The following is an 18,220-nucleotide window of genomic DNA, read 5'->3' as shown; positions in this document are numbered from 1 at the left end:
CATAGTGCGACTTGTTACGTAAGGCAATGAGCAAAAAAGGCAAGGTTTGCGCCCCAACAATAAACATCGCCCCCGGCAGATGACGCATGGACAGCCTCTCCGGGTTCGCGGTATCGTCAGGTCCTCATTGCAGTGCCGCCGATTGCGGGAACCCCAAGATCCCCTTGCTGGCGGCGATAATCAAAAGAGGGAATCATGCTGAAAAGACTAAGCCTTGCTGCCGCAGCGCTCGGCGCCACCGCCCTGCCCGCTTTCGCCCATTTGAACCCGGAAGAACACGGCTCCTTCATGGCTGGCGTCTCCCACCCCTTCTTCGGTGCGGATCATATTCTGGCAATGGTTGCCGTCGGTCTCTGGGCATCGCAGATCGCAATGGCGCAGAATGACCGCAAGGCGCTGTGGATCGTGCCTGCCGCCTTCGTCGGCACCATGGCCATTGGTTTCCTGATGGCCGTTTATGGCATCGGCCTTCCGTTTGTCGAACCGGCCATCCTGGCCTCCGTCATCGGCCTCGGCCTGCTGGTCACGATTGCGGCAAAGCTGCCGACGGCAGCCGCTGCGGCCGTGGTCGGCGCTTTTGCCCTTTTCCACGGCCATGCCCATGGCGGTGAACTCGGCAGCGCCGGCGCCCTGCAATTCGGCATCGGTTTCATGATAGCAACCGCGATCCTGCATCTCGCGGGCATCGTGCTTGGCCTGCGCATTGCCCGTTTCGGCTCGGCCGCAAGCCGTACCGCCGGCGCGCTGACGGCAATAGCGGGCCTTTCGCTTGCCTTCGGCGGGTGACGATCATTACCGAAATTTAAAGTTTCGACCGCTTTGAAAAGCCTGAATTTGGACCTACCTCCTTATCGTTGATTTCCGCTTCACGGTAAGGAGGCATCATATGTCACCGGAAGAAAGCCAACTTCTCAAGGCCCTGTTCGACAGGACAAAAGCCGCATCCGCCACTCCGCGCGACCGCGAGGCGGAAATATTGATCGCAGATGCCGTGCGCGATCAGCCCGCAGCCCCCTATTATCTCGCCCAGGCGGTGATTGTTCAGGAAAAGGGTCTGGAAGCGGCAGCAGCACACATCCAACAGCTCGAAGACCGCATCCATGCGCTGGAAAGCGGTAATGCGGCCCCGCAAGCAGCCGCACAGGGTGGTTTTCTGAGTTCGATCTTCGGCACCGGCCAACAGCAATCACCTGCTCCGGCGCCCGTCTCTCCACCGCCCCAGACATCATGGCGCAACGATACCGCAGGCCAGACAGCCGGTCCCTGGGGCTCACCAGCCGGCCGCGCACCTGATCAGCAGCCCGGTGGCCTCTGGAGCCAGCAACCCGCAGCAGCCGGACGCTCCGGCGGCGGTTTCCTGCAAGGCGCGCTCGGCGCTGCTGCAGGTGTTGCCGGCGGCATGCTGCTCGCCAATTCGCTGAGCGGTATTTTCGGCAACCACGCATCGTCGCTCGGCATTGGCTCGCCATTCGGCGGCGGCAATCCGCTGGGCAACAACGCACCGGTCGAAGAAACCGTCATCAACAACTACTACGGCGACAGTTCCTCCCAGCCGGACAATAGTAACGATGTCCAGCAGGCCGACTACGACGACAGCGCCGATGACGATTTCGATCAAGGCGACGACGGGTCGTTCGCCTGAACGTTTTCAACCGTGAAAAGCCGGATCAGCCGCGGCCGCGATAGGTCGGCACACCCTGATCCGGCAACCACACGCCCTCAGGCACCGGTCCGGTCTGCCAGAAAACGTCAATCGGAATACCGCCGCGCGGATACCAGTAAGCGCCGATGCGCAGCCATTTCGGCTGCAACAGCTCCACCAGCCGCCTGGCGATATAGACCGAGCAATCCTCGTGAAATGCGCCGTGGTTGCGGAAGGATTGCAGGAACAGCTTCAGCGACTTCGATTCCACCAGAAAATCACCGGCAATATAGTCGATGACGATATGGGCGAAATCCGGCTGTCCGGTCATAGGGCAAAGCGAGGTGAATTCGGGTGCTGTGAACCGCACCACGTAATCGGTACCGGCATTGCCGTTCGGCACCTTTTCGAGAATGGCCTTTTCCGGGCTCTCGGGCGTATCGACCTTCGCGCCCAGCTGCGACAGGCTGGAAACATCCGTCACGGACATGGAAAACTCCTGCTTATTCAAACGATCACTTTGACGCCATGCGCCTTTTCGCCTTCCGGCTCGACGTGAATGGCAAGGCTGGCACCCGGTATGACTTCCCTTATGGCATCTTCAAGGCGGTCGCAAATATCATGCGCCTCCCGCACCGTCATCGGGGCGGGAACGACCACGTGGAAATCGATGAAGGCGGCCGAACCGGCGCGGCGGGTTCTAAGATCATGCACGCCGATGATGCCGACGGAATTTTCGGCGATCGCCTTCTTGATCGCCTCGTCTTCTTCCGGTTCCACCGCCCGGTCCATCAACCCGCCGAGCGAATGCAAAATGACCTTCGATCCCTGAAACAGGATGTTGATGGCCACCAGAATGGCGAGCAGCGGATCGAGAATGGCGTAACCCGTCAGAAGCGCCAGAACCAGGCCGACCAGCACGCCTGCCGACGTTACGACATCCGACATGATATGATGACCATCCGCCTTGAGGGCTGGTGAAGCGTATTTCCGGCCGACGCGGATGAGGATTGTCGCCCAGACGGCGTTGATGACGCCCGCTGACGCGTTGATGGCAAGACCGAGAACCGGCGCTTCCGGCAGCTTCGGGTTGAAGAGACCACCCCAGGCTTCCTGCACGATCAGAAGTGCGGCGACGACGATCAGCACGCCCTCGACGACAGCCGAGATATATTCCGCCTTGTGATGGCCGAACTGGTGATCGTCATCTGCGGGCTTCTGCGCATAACGGATGACGAAATAGGCAATGAAGGCCGCAACAACGTTGACGGTCGATTCCAGACCGTCCGACAGCAGCGCTACCGACCCTGTGACCCACCACGCCACGAGCTTGAGGCCAAGCACGCCGAAAGAAAGTGGAATGCCCCAGAATGCGAGCTTCCTTACCAGTGCATTGCCTTCAGTGTTCATTTTTTGCCCCCGTGCGGATGCGAACGAATTGCAGAACTGACCGCCAAAACGCACGAACCGCGCGCACGGGGTCTCCGTGCACGCGGTTCGTTATTTGCGCTTCCTATCGTTCAAACCGCAGCCGAGGTCAAGACCCATGAGGTCACGTCGAAGACGTCACCCCTCGCTTTTCTGCTCACAGAAACGGATACGGTTGCCGAATGGATCGATGACTTCCATGACATCGCCCCAGGGCAATTCTTCGACACCAGGCTTCAGGAAGCGATAGTCTTTGCCGACCAGCTCTTTTTGGAAGGCATGAACGCCGTGCATGGTGGCGAAGATATTGGAGCCCGGCGTCGCGTCGCCATGATGGCCGCTGAGGTGAAGCCCCATTCCGGCCCGCGAAACCTGCATGTAGAGCGGGAAGTTTTCGCCGAAGCGGTGTTCCCAGTCGACCTTGAAACCGAGAAAATCAACATAGAATTCCCGCGCCTTGGCCTCATCGAAAATTCTGAGAATCGGGAATATCCGCGCAAAGCCAATGTGAGGAAGGTTTTCCCCACCCGCCGCGCTTGCGTCCCGGGCGTCCACGTCACTGCCCATTCTGCTTGCCCCTAGTCACGCAACGGAGATGGTACCGGCCGCAACGGATGCGGCCGGTACGCCTTATCCTTATTCGGCTGCGACGATCTTGCCGTCCTGCCACTTGTAGAGCGAGAAAGCCTGCGATGACAGGTCGCCACTCTCGCCATAGGTGACCTTGCCGATCGCCGTGGCAAAAGCGTCACCGCTCTTCAGAGCCGTGATGACCGCTTCGGAATCCTTTGCGCTTCCAGCCTTCTCGATGCCGGCCTTCAGCACTTCGACGGCAGCGTAAGCGTTAAGGGTGAAGGCTTCCGCAGGAATGTTGGCGGCCTTTAGAGCTTCGGCAGCAGCCTTGGAATCTTCGTTCTTCAGGGCGTCGGAGGCGTTGGTGAAGATCGTGCCTTCACCAGCCTTGGCACCGATGTTCCAGAACTCGCTGTTAGACAGGCCGTCACCGCCGATAACGGCAGCCTTGGCGCCGATATCGTTCAACTGGCGCACCAGAAGACCGGCCTCCGGATGGTAACCGCCGAAATAGACGATATCGACATTTTCAGACTTGAGGCGGGCCGTCAGCGCGCCGAGATCCTTTTCGCCTGGTGTCAGCGCGTCATAGAGAACTTCGGTAACGCCACCGGCATTCAGCGTGGTCTTGAAGGCATCCGCCAGACCCTTACCGTAAGCGCCCTTGTCGTGAATGATGGCGACCTTCTTGTCCTTGAGCTTGGCAAGAACGTATTTCGCCGCAACTTCTGCCTGCTGGTCGTCCCGACCGCAAGTGCGGAAAACATTGGCAAGGCCACGGTTCGTCAGGCCCGGCGAGGTCGCCGTGGGGGTGATCATCAGGACACCGTTTTCAGCAAACACGTCCGATGCCGGAATGGCAACGCCTGACGTGACCGGACCGACGACGAAATGGATGCCTTCGGCAACCAGCTGGTTTGCGGCCGACACACCCTGCTTCGGCTCGCCGCCATCGTCTGCAAGCTTCAGAACGACCTGTTCTCCGAGAATGCCGCCCTTCTTGTTGATTTCATTGACTGCCGTCTGGGCGCCGTTCTTGACCTGGTCGCCATAGGCGGCGACGGGACCGGTAAGCGGCGCAATCAGGCCGATGACGATTTCGGCATGGGCAAGCGGTGCGAATGCGAAGGACGCTGCAAGCGTCACGCTGGTCAATGTCTTCAGTTTCATCCTGGTGTCTCCTTGGAAATGGGGTCTCAGCCCCGATGAGCGCCTTGGGCGCCGACCGAATGAAACTTCGCGGACGCCTCCCGGCGAAAACCCGTTCCATTTTTGAATTCCGAGCCTTCATTTCAACTAATACGGAAGGTTTGATGGCTTATGCAAGTCACCTTTGCTGGATAAGGTCTATTCGCGGTAAATCTATCGTCAGGCCAGCCTCGATCGTGTCATCGAAACGGGCAAGCGCAACGGCGTAAACGCTTGGCGTTTGGTCGCCGCAGGAGGATAATAGCGGCATGATAACAGCAGATGACGAATTTCTGACGGGTCTGCCCGTCTTCCGACATTTCGAGGACGTGGCCGACCCGGCGCTTTATCGCGCCCTGCCGCCGGGATGGGCGCTGGCCATTGCCGATATCATCGATTCGACAGGGGCGATCGGCACCGGCAGATATAAGTCCGTCAACATGGCGGGCGCTGCGGTCATCTCAGGCATATCGAACAGCCTCGGGCGTCACGACCTGCCCTTCGTGTTCGGTGGCGATGGAGCCGCCGTTGCGGTGCCACCGAACGGGATACCCCTTGCGCGCACCGCCCTTTCGAACGTGCAGCGCTGGGTGAAGGACGATCTCGACCTTTCGATGCGTGTGGCGCTTGTTCCGGTGGAGGACATACGCAACAACGGTTTCGATGTGCGCGTCGCGCGCTTTCAGGCAAGCGAGGATGTTTCCTACGCCATGTTTTCGGGCGGCGGCAACAGCTGGGCCGAGGCGCGGATGAAGGAGGGGCAATATGCCCTGCCTACGGTTGCGACAGGCGGTCGGCCGGACCTGACCGGCCTTTCGTGCCGCTGGAACCCCATTCCGGCAACCCATGGCAAGGTAGTGTCGATCATCGCCATGCCGGGACCCTCACTGGATATGCCGGCATTCCGCCAGCTGGTCATCGATCTCGTCGATCTGGCCACGCAGGACGCAAGACAAGGCCACCCCGTGCCGGAGGATGGGCCGAAACTGGGCTTCGTGCGGGAAGGCCTCGGTCTGGAAGCCAGGGCAGGTGCGGCCTATCACGATAGCTGGGGCAAGGTGCGCCGTTCGCTGCGCATTCTCGGCGAGAGCTTCCTCGTGAATTTCCTAGGCATGACGGGATTGTCGCTCGGACGGTTTAATGCGGATCGCTATCGGCGCTCGGTTGCCAGCAACACCGATTTCAGGAAATTCGACGATGGCCTGAAAATGACGGTTGATATCGACGCCGAGAGGCTCGAAAAGATCCGTGCGCGGCTGGAGCTGGGGCGCCTCTCCGGCACCTGCTATTTCGGCCTGCACGAGCAGGACGCCGCATTGATGACCTGTATCGTGCCCTCCCCGCTTTCGAAGGACCATATGCATTTCGTCGATGGTGCCGACGGTGGATATGCGGCTGCGGCAAGCCGGCTAAAGCAACAGATACAGGCTGCGTCTTCGCCGTGAGTGGGGCGGGCGACTTTTCACCGCATTACATGCGAGCCAGACGCCAAAAAAAGAAAAAACCGGCGTCATGCGCCGGTTTCAACGGAATGGCACCGCCGGGCCGTGGGATGGCCGTTAGATCAAGCGGCAGCAGTCTTGCTGCTCTTCTGCACCTGGCAATAAATCTCCTCGAGGGAAGCGAGGATTTTTTTGACGGATTCGGAATTGCTGGAATAATAGATGGTCTGAGCATCCCGTCTTGTTTTCACCAGCCGCTGGGCACGCAATTTCGAAAGATGTTGCGAGAGCGCGGACTGGCTGAGACCAACTTGGGAGGCGAGAACACCGACCGGCACTTCCGTATCCACCAGCGTGCACAAGATCATCAGGCGCTTGGGATTTGCCATCGCTGAGAGCAAGTCTGCAGCGGCGATGCTATGTTCCGACAGAGATTGGTTATCCATACGCTCAAGTCTCCTGATGACAGTCGGAAGACCGTCATGGTGGCTATTATAGGTGGTCCAAAAGGTGTTTTTTATAATTCAGTCGATACGTTGTATATACCTAAATCTTGCTTATATCGTGTCCCCCTCCAAGACTATTCTTCATTGATCATTTACCTGGACATCTTGATCAAATTTTCAGACTTTCGCCTGTTTTTCGTCATTTTAGCAACAAACTGCTACATTCTCAGTAGTATTTGGAGCAAAAAACAATCAAAAATTGAGCACACAAATCTTGTCTTCCAATGTCTGGCTTCGTGACCACTACCTTACACCACCTTAAATTTAGCAAGGAGGTACAGAATCTAGTTTTACTTTGCGCAATTTTCTCAAAGTTTGCAATATGCTTTTTATTCGTAATTATTTTAATGCATAACTTATAATGTCTTGGGTATTCTTTTTCTTTATACCAGCATTAGGTAATACAAAAAGGCCTTCCGGGGAGGAAGGCCTTTCGTTTTCTCGACCAATGCGAGTGTTTCTCATTTCTTGCGGTGGCGAGTGAGGCCTGTCACAATTTCGTCTGCGGAAATCGTGCCTATAATTGCGCCATTATCGACAACACCGATCGCGCCGGAATGTTTCGAGAGCGCATCGAGGATATCGATCAGCGGCGATGTCGGACGGGCGGTAGCGGCCACGTTCAACCGGCCGTTTTGTTCGTCCACGCCTGGCTTCATCACGTCCGCGGCGGTCAGCATGGAGATCGGGTTCATGTTCTGCACGAAATCCGCGACATATTGCGTAGCCGGTTGCTTGACGATCTGCTGCGGCGTGCCGCACTGGATGATACGCCCGCCCTCCATCATGGCGATGCGGTTGCCGATGCGGAATGCCTCGTCCAGATCGTGACTGACGAAGAGGATGGTTTTCTTCAACCGGCTCTGGAACTCCAGAAGTTCGTCCTGAAGGCGGCTTCTGATGAGCGGGTCGAGCGCCGAGAACGGCTCGTCCATCAAGAGAATGGGCGCTCCGGTTGCGAAGGCGCGCGCCAGCCCTACGCGCTGCTGCATGCCGCCGGAAAGCTCCCCCACCTTGCGGTCAGCCCAGGCGGACAGGTTCACCAGCTCAAGCTGCTCGGCCACCATGCGCTTGCGCTCGGCTTCCGGCGTCCCGGAAAGCTCCAGCCCGAAACCGACATTGTCGGCAACGTTTCGCCAGGGCAGCAGGCCGAATTGCTGGAAGACCATCGAAACCGTATGCATGCGCAGATCGCGCAGCGCCTTCGCCGTCGCCCGATAGGGATCGACAAAACCGGACGCCGTCTTCACGCTGACATTGCCACGCACCACAGGCGCCAGGCCGTTAACGGCCCTGAGCAGCGTCGATTTACCGGAGCCCGAAAGCCCCATGAGCACGAGTATCTCGCCCTCATTTACCGAAAGCGAGGCATTCGCAACGCCGAGGACCAGTCCGGTCTGCTCGTTTATCTCGTCACGCGTGCTGCCCTTGTCGATCAGCGCCAGCGCCGCCTCGGGCCGGTCGCCGAAGACGATATCGACATTTCCGAAGATGATTGCATCACTCATAGATCATGCTCCGTGCCGGGAAGGCGGAAAAGTCGGTCGAGAACGATCGCCAATATGACGATGCACAACCCAGCTTCGAAGCCCATGGCGATGTTGACGGTGTTCAATGCGCGTACCACCGGCACCCCCAGGCCGTTGGCTCCGACGAGGGCGGAAATGACCACCATCGAGAGCGAAAGCATGATCGTCTGGGTAAGACCTGCCATGATCTGCGGCGCAGCGAAGGGAAGCTCCACCTTGCGCAGAACCTGCGACGGCGTGGCACCGAAGGCGATGGCCGCTTCTACCAGCGCCGGCGGCGTCGAAACGATGCCGAGACGGGTCAGGCGCACGGGCGCGGGAATGGCGAAGATGACGGTGGCGATAAGCCCGGGAACCATGCCGAGGCCGAACAGCACTAGCGCCGGAATGAGATAGACGAAGGTCGGAATGGTCTGCATCAAATCCAGCACCGGGCGCATGCCGGCATAAATCCACTTGCGCCGCGCAGCCAGTATTCCAAGCGGTATGCCGATGATCATGCAGACCGCGCTGGAGGCAAGAACGAGCGCCAGCGTTTCCGTCGTCGCCTTCCAGTACCCGAGATTGATGATGAACAGCAGACCAAGCGCCGTAAAGACCGGCATGCCGACCGACCGCCTCGTCCAGGCTGAAAGAGCCGTCACAATCGCGACGATGACCAGCGGATGCGGCGCCTGCAAAACGTAAAGCAGGGCGTTAATGACGCTTTGGAAAATGAAAGAAAGCCAATCGAAGAAAAAAGCGAGATTGCCGGTCAGCCAGTCAATGGCCTCCTTGGCATATCGGCCGACGGGCAGGCGGTTTTCAGGAGCGCTGAGCCATTCCACGGTAAGACAAGACCTTTCGTGAACCAGAGCAATTCCAGTAAAAATGCGTAACGGTTTTGGGCCCGGAATTGCAAAAAAATAAGAAGAACAGGCATTGAAGGTGATCCCGTTTCACCGGAAATGCCGCTAATGCAGAAACGACGGCCGGCAACAGCATTGCCGGACACCGGGATCGCGCGTGACCCCGGATGCGAGAAAAATTCGCGGACCGAGATCATGCAAAGGACATCGTAATTTCCTGCAGTATCCGGCCTGTTTAAAAGGTTAGGCCGGATACATGCGTTGTCTGCAACCTAGAGGCCCAAGGCCTTCTTGACGGCGGGCAAGGCGTCAGCGCTGCCATCCTTGGTCTTGACGTTGGCAAGCCAGGGTTCGATCGCGGCCGGGTTGGCCTTCAGCCAGGCAGTCGCCGCCGCTTCGCCCTCGAGGCCATCATTCAGGATCTTGCCCATGATCTCGTTTTCCATGGGCAGGGAGAATTCCAGGTTCTTGAGAAAGACGCCAACATTCGGGCATTCCTCGGTGTAACCCTTGCGGACATTGGTGTAGATCGTCGCACCGCCGAGATTGGGGCCGAAAACCTCGTCACCGCCGGTCAGATAGGTCAGCTTGAAATTCGTATTCATGGGATGCGGTTCCCAGCCGAGGAACACGATCGGTTCGCCGGATTTCCCCGCGCGGGCAACCTGCGACAGCATGCCCTGTTCGGAGGATTCTACCACCTCGAAACTCTTCAGCCCGAAGGTGTCCTTGGCGACCATGTCGAGGATCAGGCGGTTGCCGTCATTGCCGGGCTCGATGCCGTAGATCTTGCCGCCGAGATCGCCGCTATGGGCCGCGATATCCTTGAAATCCTTGATGCCGAGTTCAGCACCCTTGGCATTGGTCGCCAGCGTGTATTTGGCACCGGTCAGGTTTTCACGCAGCGTTTCAACCGACTTGTCATCGCGGTAAGGCGCGATATCGCCTTCCATGGTCGGCATCCAGTTGCCGAGGAAGACGTCGATGTCCTTGTTTTTCAGGGATGTATAGGTAACGGGCACCGAGAGAAGCTTGACGTCGGTTTCATAACCGAGGCTCTTCAGCAGCACCGTGGCAGTCGCTGTGGTGGCAGTGATGTCGGTCCAGCCCACATCGGAAAAACGAACCTTGCCACAACTTGCCGGCTCCGCAGCGCCGGCTGCATTGAACGTCATGACGGAGATTGCTGCGGCCAAAGCCAGACAGCGACTTCTATTTGCAAACATCGCTTGCTCCCTTTTTTTCGTTCCCTTGCCATTATCAATATCTGCCGGATACAATCAACTCGCGTGCATTTGCGTGCTTTGGCCCGCCGTTTGCGACACGACGATGAAAATCTCCGGCCTTTTAGTCCGCGATACGGACAGCTGCGGCATGCGGAAATCTGTGTTTTTCCCGTTGCGGCACTTTTCAACCCGACCCTTCGCCGTCAAAAGACGCGAAGGTGTACAGGGAGTGGACGATGGCAAAACTCTATTTCAATTATGCGGCGATGAACGCCGGCAAGTCGACCATGTTGTTACAGGCATCCTATAATTATCACGAGCGCGGCATGCGCACGTTGATTTTCACGGCCGCCTTTGACAACCGGGCCGGCTTCGGCCGGGTCGCGTCACGCATCGGCCTGTCGTCCGACGCACGGACCTTCGACGCAAACACCGATATCTTCTCCGAAGTGGAGGCCCTGCATGCCGAAGCGCCCGTTGCCTGCGTTTTCATCGATGAAGCCAACTTCCTGTCCGAACACCATGTCTGGCAGCTTGCCGGTATTGCCGACCGGTTGAACATTCCGGTGATGGCCTACGGCCTGCGCACGGATTTTCAGGGCAAGCTTTTCCCGGCCTCCAGGGAACTGCTCGCCATTGCCGACGAGCTTCGCGAAATCCGCACCATCTGCCATTGCGGCCGCAAGGCGACGATGGTCGCCCGTTTCGACAATGAAGGAAATGTGGTCAAGGAAGGCGCGCAGATCGATGTCGGCGGCAACGAAAAATACGTCTCCTTCTGCCGCCGCCACTGGGTCGAAACGGTCAAGGGCGACTGACCGTCTGCGGCCGGTTGCCGCATTTGATTTTTCGCAAGGATGGCTCCCCTGCTCCTGCGCTAAGACCATGCGGACACATTCGCGTGGATGTGCTTTCTCTCAGGAGCAAAAGATATGCACAACAAAACTGCCACCGTCGCCAGCCTTGCCATCGCTGCTGCCCTCCTTGCCTTTCCCGCCCTGTCGGCCGAAATCGAGGTGAAGATGCTCAACAAGGGCAGCGATGGCCAGGCGATGGTCTTTGAACCGGCAACCGTCAAGGCAGCTGTCGGCGACGTCATTTCCTTCGTGCCCGTCGACAAGGGTCATGATGCGGCTGCCGTCAAGGAAATGCTTCCCGAGGGCGTTGCGGACTTCAAGGGCAAGATGAACGAGACGGTGAAACTGACCGTCGAGAAGGACGGTGCATACGTCGTCAAATGCACGCCGCATCTCGGCATGGGCATGGTCGCCCTCGTTGTGGTCGGCGATGCCGCACCGGCCAATCTCGATGCCATAAAGACCGGCAAGCTGCCGAAAAAGGCGCGGGAGCGGCTGGACGCCGAAATTGCCAAACTCGGTCTGTAACCGCCTGTCACCTTGTCCAGGCGATACATGCTCCACGCGTAGTTCCGGAACACGGGAACGACCCGCGCGGACCGCAGGTTGAGAAAAGTTTCGCAATCATGTTGTATCCCCGTGGGTAGGGACATATCTGGAAGACAGTAAACGACCGCGGTTGTTGCGAAGCGCCAAAAGGCGCATGGCCGAACCGCGGTTGTTCCTTCCGGCGTTCAGCCCCACGGGCAGAGGAGACTATGACGACATGATCGACCGGATAACCGCTTTGATTCAGGCAGCCTTCAACGCCATCGGCAAGGCCGCCGGTCTCGTCGTAGCCTGGCTTCTGTGGCCTTTCATGGCCGCCCACGGCTGGTATCGCGACCGCAACTGGATCATCAAGGGTCCGATCGCTCTGGTGCTCATCCTTCTGGCCGGCTTTTACGGATACTTCTTCTGGCAAACGCAGGTCTGGACGAATTTCGACCCGGATTATATTTCCCGTTACAAGCTTGCCGAACGCACGGTGCCGCCCGGGCAGGAATTGCCGGCTGCAACACCCACGGCCGCCGCCGGCGCCACCGGTGCTGCGGCAAACACCTCCGCACCGGTATGCCAGCGCTCGGCTATCGTCGATGCCGCCGCCGATCTCACCGATTTCAACGTCAATCAGAATGCATGGATTTCCTCCATGCTGCTCTATCGTCTCGGCCTTTTCGGCATGGACTGGGACAGCACGCCATTTCTGGACAACAAGGCGTCCTTCCAGCGCGGCGTGAACCAGGCGGTGCGCCGCACCGCGGTGGAACTGGTGGATACGCTCGGTCGCGTTCGTGGAACATCCGGTATTAACAACAATCTCCAGGAAGCGCGCGGGAACATGCAGTTCAGCGAATATTCCTGGTATTTCGGCCTCGATCCGTTTGGCCCCAAAACACCGACACCGAGCTACTATCGCGCCGCCATCCGCAGCTTCCAGGCATTTAACGGTGAACTCACCGCCTGCAAGGCCGTCTTCGATACCCGCGCCGATAACCTCATCCAGTTCATCGACCGCATTGCCGGCGATATCGGCTCGACATCGGCCATTCTGCGCGAGCGTTCGGAAAACTATAATGGCGGCTGGTTCGACACTCGCGCGGACGACCGTTTCTGGTTCGCCTATGGCCAGCTCTATGGTTATTACGGCGTGCTGTCGGCAGCCGGATCGGACTTCGCGCAGGTTATTCGCGAACGCAATCTGACCAATCTGTGGAATGACACCCTGGGGCAGACCCGTGCGGCGCTACGCATCCAGCCGGCAATCATTTCCAACGGCGACGAAAGCGGTTGGATCATGCCCTCGCACCTTGCCACCATGGGATTTTACGTTCTGCGCGTTCGCTCCAACCTCGTCGAGCTCCGCTCCGTTCTCGACAGGTAAGTCAACGGCTTGGACCGGCATGAAAATCAGCTTATCAGGCCAAGGCGTATTGTCTTGGCCACCAGCTGCGCGCGGTTGACGCAATCCAGCTTGCGAATGGCGTTGTTCATATAGGTATTGACGGTGTGCTCCGAGATGGACAGAAGCTCGGCAATCTCCACGGAGGTCTTGCCCTGCGCAGTCCAGCGAACCACGTCGAGTTCCCGCTTCGTCAGTGGTGAGGGGAGTTTTGAGCCTGCACGACAAAGCCGGTCATAGGCCTCCAGGGCGTGAAGGGCGATCATGCACAGCTCGTTCAGCGAACCCTGCGACAGGACATCGCAATCGCCCGCGAAATTCATCAGATGCCGGTTTCCGTCCATGCCGTTCACCGGCACCAGAAGACCGGAAGTGATTCCCATGCCTCGCAGCAGGGTTGAGACTTCCAACAGCGAGCCGCAGTTGATGTCCTTATCGTCAAGAGACCAGTATTGCGGCATCATCGATGAAGCGCCGCGCTTTATGACGGGACAATCTGCAAGTTCACCGTCCCGGGTCATCGCATTCACCACCCACACCGGCAGGCTGCTTTCCACCACTATCGGCAGGGCGTAGGCATTGCGAATGCTCGGCAGCTTCAGCAACGTCACGTAGGAATAACTGAACGCCTGCATCACCTGCTGCAGCGCCGCCAGCCATTGGGGTCTGTCAATGGCAGCCGAAAGGTCGCGGCAAAGTCTGGCCTGGCGCTCCGTCTTCGGCATTCAGGCGCCACCCGGCGGTGGGCGCAGGACACCCAGAAGCGACGACCAGGCGGCATGGGCAAACAGTGTTGCAACCTTCATATCGGGCGGACCACCTTGACTAAAGTGCCGGTTTTTCGGGTTTATCCTTCGGCTTGGCCATCAATTTCTCCAGGAAACCGAGCATGACCGCCGAGACGACAAAGGCCAGATGGATGATGGTGAACCACATCAACTGGCTGTCCGTATACTGACTGGCGTTGAGGAATATCTGTAGCAGGTGGATCGACGAAATCGCCACAATCGACGATGCGACCTTGATTTTCAGGCTGCCGGCATCAAGCTTGCCCAAAAATGAAACCTCGTCATCCGCCTCATCGAAACGGCTGACGAAATTCTCATAGCCGGAGATCATCACCATGACGATAAGGCTCGCGACCAACGCCGCATCGATCAGCCCAAGCATGGCGAGGATCATGTCCGATTCGTCGTAAGTGAAAACGTTTTTGGCGACCTTCAGGAATTTCAGCACGAAGGAAAATGCATAAACCGCCAGCGCCGCGACGAGCCCGAGATAAAACACGACGAGCAGCCAGCGGCTGGAGAGAATGATCCGCTCGACGAGCAGTTCAAGTGACTTCATTTCCGTATCCGATTACTTTTTTGTATATTGTTGGAGCATGCATTCTTCCGCCATCTAAACTGGCTGCGAATATCCTAGCAAGCGTCAATGTCGGGACTTTGGCCGGAACCCGGCATTTTCGGGCCTCTCCACCGGTCCGGATGCAGTCTCACGGGGCGTCACATTTTTGCCACGCACCGTTATGCTTTAAAACATGATGATAAAAGTCATATATAATATGTTGACAGTTATGATCATGTTTTTTAGTCCTCAGCAATCGGCTTGCCCGTAACAAATCAAAACAGTTTCAGCCGCGACAGCAAGCGCGGCGCGTTTTTGCGCGCCATAGCTTCTGCGCGCGCCTATCCGGGGGTATTTAATGTCCATCTCGCGCACACATTCGGCGCTGTTTTTGTGCACTGCCATGTCTCTTCTGCCCTTTGCCGGACCTGCGCAATCGCAGGATGCCGCGTCGCAGACCAACGACACCACCACGCTGGAGAAGATCGTGGTCAAGGGCAAGCGCGTCAAAAGCGCGAATGCAGCCGCCGACACACCGCTTGCAAGCCAGACGACGGCGGAAGACATCAGGAAGAAAGACATCGGCAGCATCAAGGACCTCGGAAACTCCACCGAGCCGGGTGTCGATTATGTGGATGCCAAGCCCGGCAGGCCCGGCGGCCTGTTCATTCGCGGTCTGGGCGGCGCCCGTGTCGTGACCCTGATCGACAATATTCCCGTTCCCTTCTTCAACAATTTCGCCCGTCAGGGACAGGCCACGACGACCCTGAGTGATACCAGTTCGAGCTTTGATTTTTCATCGCTTTCCACGGTTGACGTTGTACGCGGCGCCGATTCCAGCCGCATCGGTTCCGGCGCCCTTGGCGGCGCACTCGTTCTGCGCACGCTTGAGCCGGAAGACCTGATCGGTGAAGGCAAGGACTGGGGCGGTGTTGCCAAGACCACCTATGACAGCGAGGACAGAAGCGTCGGCGGATCGCTCGCCGTTGCAAAGAAGATCGAAAACACCTCGGTTCTGTTCCAGGGCTCCTACAAGCGCGGCAACGAAACGGACAATAAGGGCTTCGCCGATATCTACGGAACCCGCCGCACCAAGCCCAACCCGGCAGATACCTACGAAAGCAACCTGATGTTCAAGATCCGCCAGGATCTGGAAGGCGGCCACCGCATCGGACTTACGGCCGAGCGTTATTCATTGAGAGATCGCAGCGACATGCGAACCCTGCAAGGCGTCAGCGTATCGGGATCGACTTACCGGATTGGTGACTACAGCGGCTACGAGGTTACGGAGCGCGACCGCGTATCGCTTGATTACGAATATGAAGCGCCGTCGACAGACAGCCTGATCGATGCAGCCAATCTGTCGCTCTACTGGACGCGCCTCTCCAAGGAATCCGGCGCTGGCAACCGGCTGACCAACAACTCGCTCTATATCCGCGAAGACAGCATGCGCAACAGCGCTTTCGGCATCGTCGGCGGCCTTGAATCCGGCTTCGAACTCGGCGGCGTGCAGCACACCGTGCGCTTCGGCGGCAACGCCATGACAACCGATTTCAGCCAGGCACTTTATGCCAACACAGGCGGAGTGACCTCATCGTCACAGTCGGACATGCCTGACGTGAGCGGCAAGAGCCTTGGCCTCTATCTCGATGACGAAATCGCGTTTGGAAACGGTTTCCGGCTGACCCCCGGCCTGCGCTTCGATTCCTACGATTACGATCCGGATGGCTCGGTATCCAGCAACAGCGGTTACAACACCTTCGGCCTGCCAAGCGGCAATAGCGGTTCGCGCTTCTCGCCGAAGCTGCTCGCGACATACGACGTGACACCGGAATTGCAGCTCTTCGCACAATGGTCGATGGCCTATCGCGCTCCGACCATCAACGAGCTTTATCTGAACTTCTCGAATATCAGCTCGGGTTATGCCGTGGTCGGCAACTCCGCGCTCAACCCCGAAACCAGCAACGGCTTTGAAATCGGCGCCAATTACGCATCCGGCGATCTGACGGGGAGCCTGACGCTGTTCCACAACAAGTACAAGAACTTCATCGAGCAATACACGACCTCGACGACGCTGTTCCCCGGCTTCGGCGGCAGGGGCAACGGATCGCTCTTCACCTATCGCAACCGCAACAATGTTGAAATCTCCGGCGTGGAAGCCAAGGTCCGTAAGGAACTCGCAAACGGCTTCTTCGCCCATGCGTCGCTTGCTTATGCTTATGGCAAAGACACAGACAGCAACGAATTCATCCGCACGGTGGCGCCGTTCAAGTCCGTCCTCGGCGTCGGCTACGCACAGGAGACTTGGGGCACGGAATTCACCGGCATCTTCTCCTCGCATATGCGTGACGACAAGGTGGCCACAACCTACGACGCACCCGGTTACGGCATCTTCAACCTGACCGGCTGGTGGGAGCCGGAACAGACCAAGGGCCTGCGTATTCAGGCCGGCGTCTACAACCTGTTCGACAAGCAATACTGGAACGCCGTCGGCGTTCGTGACGTCAACCCCAATGCCGTCAGTACCGTCAACCAGCCTGTCGACTTCTATACGGAAGCGGGACGCACCTTCAAAATCTCTCTGACCCAGAAATTCTAAACCCGGTCGGAACGTCATCTTCAGTCGGGGCGGCCTTCGGGTCGCCCCCTTTTTATCAGCGGCAGTAGAGATAACCTCCCTTTCGCTCCAGCACGTCGAGATGCAGGTGATCCTGATGGGTCGCGTCACTGCCGGGGGAAAGAACGGTGCGGAAGAACAGGCAGGCGGCGGCTGTAATCGTCCGCTGGAAGGCACCTTCCACCGTTCCATCCTCGCCGCGCGGCTTCATCACCAGCGGATCGCCCTTGTCAAAGGAAATGGTGGAAATATCGACAGCATTGCCCTTGGCATGTTCGGAAATCTTGCCGGTTTCGGCACTGTTGCGGTTGCGGCAAATATAGGTCGAGGCATTGGCAATCGCCGTTACCTTTTTGTCCGGCAGGGCGAGAGCCGCAGCCGGCAGCATCATCTCCTTTGTCCAGCGCGATAGCGCAAGGGCAGTTTCGCAGCGCATGGTGCCAGATGGTTCAAGCTTGATGCCCGGCAGCACCACGGAAAGCTCGATCGGCGCTTCGATACCGCACCCCTGCTCTTCGTCGCGGATCGGCTCGAGCTCTTTGAATTCCGCGCCGATTTCCTTCAATGCGCCAAGGCAGGCCTGAAGCTCTGCCGGGTCTTCCGGCTTCACAGGCTCCGGCGGTTTTTCCTCGGGTTTCGTTGCTTCGACAGCCGGAGCTACCGTCTCACCGCCGTTTTGCCCCTTGTCGTCTTTCTTCTTGTCCTCGGCACCCTTCCCTTCCGCGTCGGATTTTCCTTCTTCAGGCGGTTGCGGCTTGGGGGTCGGTTTCGGTGTGTCTTCGGGCGTTTGCGCGCCCTTATCGGCCGGCTTTTCCGTTGTGGCAGGTGCTTGCTGTTCGCCAGGCTTCGGCTGTGGCACCGGCACCTGTGGCGGCGGTTCGGAAGCGGAAATAAGGGCGAGACTCGTCATCAGAAGACACAGGCGATGAAGCATTTTCCGGGGCACTCCTGACTGTTTCGGCAGGACAGGAACGCAACTCGCGCCGGTAAGGTTCATTCCGTCGCCGGAATCCGCTTGCCAAGGCGAATTGTGCAGGCTAACAATTTTCCCATGAACATCGTGTCTATGAACATT

General features: G+C 58.2%; 18 protein-coding genes. 7 read left to right on the top strand and 11 right to left on the bottom strand.

What is annotated here, in order from left to right:
* Positions 1-195 precede the first annotated feature (195 nt).
* Both ACQZ63_RS15800 and ACQZ63_RS15795 read left to right on the top strand, forming a co-directional pair.
* The gene (locus tag ACQZ63_RS15800; RefSeq protein ID WP_003513569.1) at positions 196-786 is read left to right on the top strand and encodes a HupE/UreJ family protein; all 591 of its coding nucleotides are present in this window, start codon (positions 196-198) and stop codon (positions 784-786) included.
* Between the two features lie 100 nt (positions 787-886).
* Positions 887-1,642 (top strand): DUF2076 domain-containing protein, encoded by a 756-nt coding sequence (locus ACQZ63_RS15795; RefSeq protein ID WP_065659138.1) that lies wholly within the window; start codon positions 887-889, stop codon positions 1,640-1,642.
* A 25-nt stretch (positions 1,643-1,667) separates the two neighbouring features.
* On the opposite strand, the gene queF is transcribed toward ACQZ63_RS15795, so the two are convergent.
* The 4 genes from queF to ACQZ63_RS15775 all read right to left on the bottom strand — a co-directional run bounded on the left by queF (position 1,668) and on the right by ACQZ63_RS15775 (position 4,813).
* Positions 1,668-2,132, bottom strand: coding sequence for a preQ(1) synthase (queF, locus tag ACQZ63_RS15790; protein WP_013636627.1), 465 nt, complete (start codon positions 2,130-2,132; stop codon positions 1,668-1,670).
* Between the two features lie 17 nt (positions 2,133-2,149).
* Complete coding sequence (locus ACQZ63_RS15785; RefSeq protein ID WP_003513576.1) at positions 2,150-3,052, bottom strand: cation diffusion facilitator family transporter; 903 nt, start codon at positions 3,050-3,052, stop codon at positions 2,150-2,152.
* A gap of 156 nt (positions 3,053-3,208) precedes the next feature.
* The gene (locus ACQZ63_RS15780) at positions 3,209-3,637 is read right to left on the bottom strand and encodes a glyoxalase superfamily protein (RefSeq protein ID WP_065659137.1); all 429 of its coding nucleotides are present in this window, start codon (positions 3,635-3,637) and stop codon (positions 3,209-3,211) included.
* A 69-nt stretch (positions 3,638-3,706) separates the two neighbouring features.
* On the bottom strand, positions 3,707-4,813 hold the full coding sequence (locus ACQZ63_RS15775; protein WP_065662206.1) for a branched-chain amino acid ABC transporter substrate-binding protein: 1,107 nt from the start codon (positions 4,811-4,813) through the stop codon (positions 3,707-3,709).
* 287 nt (positions 4,814-5,100) lie between these two features.
* On the opposite strand from ACQZ63_RS15775, the gene ACQZ63_RS15770 reads away from it, so the two are divergent.
* Positions 5,101-6,276, top strand: coding sequence for a DUF3095 domain-containing protein (locus tag ACQZ63_RS15770; RefSeq protein ID WP_065702294.1), 1,176 nt, complete (start codon positions 5,101-5,103; stop codon positions 6,274-6,276).
* A 119-nt stretch (positions 6,277-6,395) separates the two neighbouring features.
* Here ACQZ63_RS15770 and ACQZ63_RS15765 read toward each other — a convergent pair whose 3' ends face one another.
* The 4 genes from ACQZ63_RS15765 to ACQZ63_RS15750 form a co-directional block, all read right to left on the bottom strand.
* Positions 6,396-6,719: an ArsR/SmtB family transcription factor gene (locus ACQZ63_RS15765; RefSeq protein WP_003513586.1), complete on the bottom strand. Its 324-nt coding sequence runs from the start codon at positions 6,717-6,719 to the stop codon at positions 6,396-6,398.
* 521 nt (positions 6,720-7,240) lie between these two features.
* Positions 7,241-8,287, bottom strand: coding sequence for a choline ABC transporter ATP-binding protein (choV, locus tag ACQZ63_RS15760; protein WP_003513591.1), 1,047 nt, complete (start codon positions 8,285-8,287; stop codon positions 7,241-7,243).
* Complete coding sequence (gene choW / locus ACQZ63_RS15755; RefSeq protein WP_003513593.1) at positions 8,284-9,135, bottom strand: choline ABC transporter permease subunit; 852 nt, start codon at positions 9,133-9,135, stop codon at positions 8,284-8,286. Before choW ends, choV begins: the two co-directional genes overlap by 4 nt.
* Before the next feature lie 293 nt (positions 9,136-9,428).
* Entirely contained in the window at positions 9,429-10,331 is a 903-nt protein-coding gene (locus ACQZ63_RS15750) for a choline ABC transporter substrate-binding protein (protein WP_233283658.1), read from the bottom strand.
* 287 nt (positions 10,332-10,618) lie between these two features.
* Here ACQZ63_RS15750 and ACQZ63_RS15745 point away from each other — a divergent pair, with 287 nt between their 5' ends.
* The 3 genes from ACQZ63_RS15745 (at position 10,619) to ACQZ63_RS15735 (ending at position 13,163) form a co-directional block, all read left to right on the top strand.
* Positions 10,619-11,200 carry a thymidine kinase gene (locus ACQZ63_RS15745; RefSeq protein ID WP_111798790.1) on the top strand — a complete coding sequence of 194 codons (582 nt, stop codon included), beginning with the start codon at positions 10,619-10,621 and terminating at the stop codon, positions 11,198-11,200.
* 114 nt (positions 11,201-11,314) lie between these two features.
* A complete protein-coding gene (locus ACQZ63_RS15740; RefSeq protein WP_003513601.1) occupies positions 11,315-11,767 on the top strand; it encodes a pseudoazurin in 453 nt (150 codons plus the stop codon).
* A 238-nt stretch (positions 11,768-12,005) separates the two neighbouring features.
* Positions 12,006-13,163 carry a DUF2333 family protein gene (locus tag ACQZ63_RS15735; RefSeq protein WP_013636632.1) on the top strand — a complete coding sequence of 386 codons (1,158 nt, stop codon included), beginning with the start codon at positions 12,006-12,008 and terminating at the stop codon, positions 13,161-13,163.
* A 26-nt stretch (positions 13,164-13,189) separates the two neighbouring features.
* Here the strand turns inward: ACQZ63_RS15735 and ACQZ63_RS15730 are convergent, their stop codons facing one another.
* Both ACQZ63_RS15730 and ACQZ63_RS15725 read right to left on the bottom strand, forming a co-directional pair.
* Complete coding sequence (locus ACQZ63_RS15730) at positions 13,190-13,906, bottom strand: helix-turn-helix transcriptional regulator (RefSeq protein WP_013636633.1); 717 nt, start codon at positions 13,904-13,906, stop codon at positions 13,190-13,192.
* Between the two features lie 100 nt (positions 13,907-14,006).
* The gene (locus tag ACQZ63_RS15725; RefSeq protein WP_013636634.1) at positions 14,007-14,528 is read right to left on the bottom strand and encodes a TIGR00645 family protein; all 522 of its coding nucleotides are present in this window, start codon (positions 14,526-14,528) and stop codon (positions 14,007-14,009) included.
* A 358-nt stretch (positions 14,529-14,886) separates the two neighbouring features.
* Between ACQZ63_RS15725 and ACQZ63_RS15720 the strand changes: the two genes are divergently transcribed.
* Positions 14,887-17,127 (top strand): TonB-dependent hemoglobin/transferrin/lactoferrin family receptor, encoded by a 2,241-nt coding sequence (locus ACQZ63_RS15720; RefSeq protein ID WP_113556418.1) that lies wholly within the window; start codon positions 14,887-14,889, stop codon positions 17,125-17,127.
* Between the two features lie 55 nt (positions 17,128-17,182).
* Here the strand turns inward: ACQZ63_RS15720 and ACQZ63_RS15715 are convergent, their stop codons facing one another.
* Positions 17,183-18,079, bottom strand: a complete 897-nt coding sequence (locus tag ACQZ63_RS15715; RefSeq protein ID WP_111796046.1) for an extensin-like domain-containing protein — start codon at positions 18,077-18,079, stop codon at positions 17,183-17,185.
* Positions 18,080-18,220 lie beyond the last annotated feature (141 nt).

This window comes from Agrobacterium sp. CG160-95, assembly GCF_053521725.1.
The sequence above is the reverse complement of the archived record's forward strand: the minus strand, read 5'-3'. Positions and strand labels throughout refer to the sequence as shown.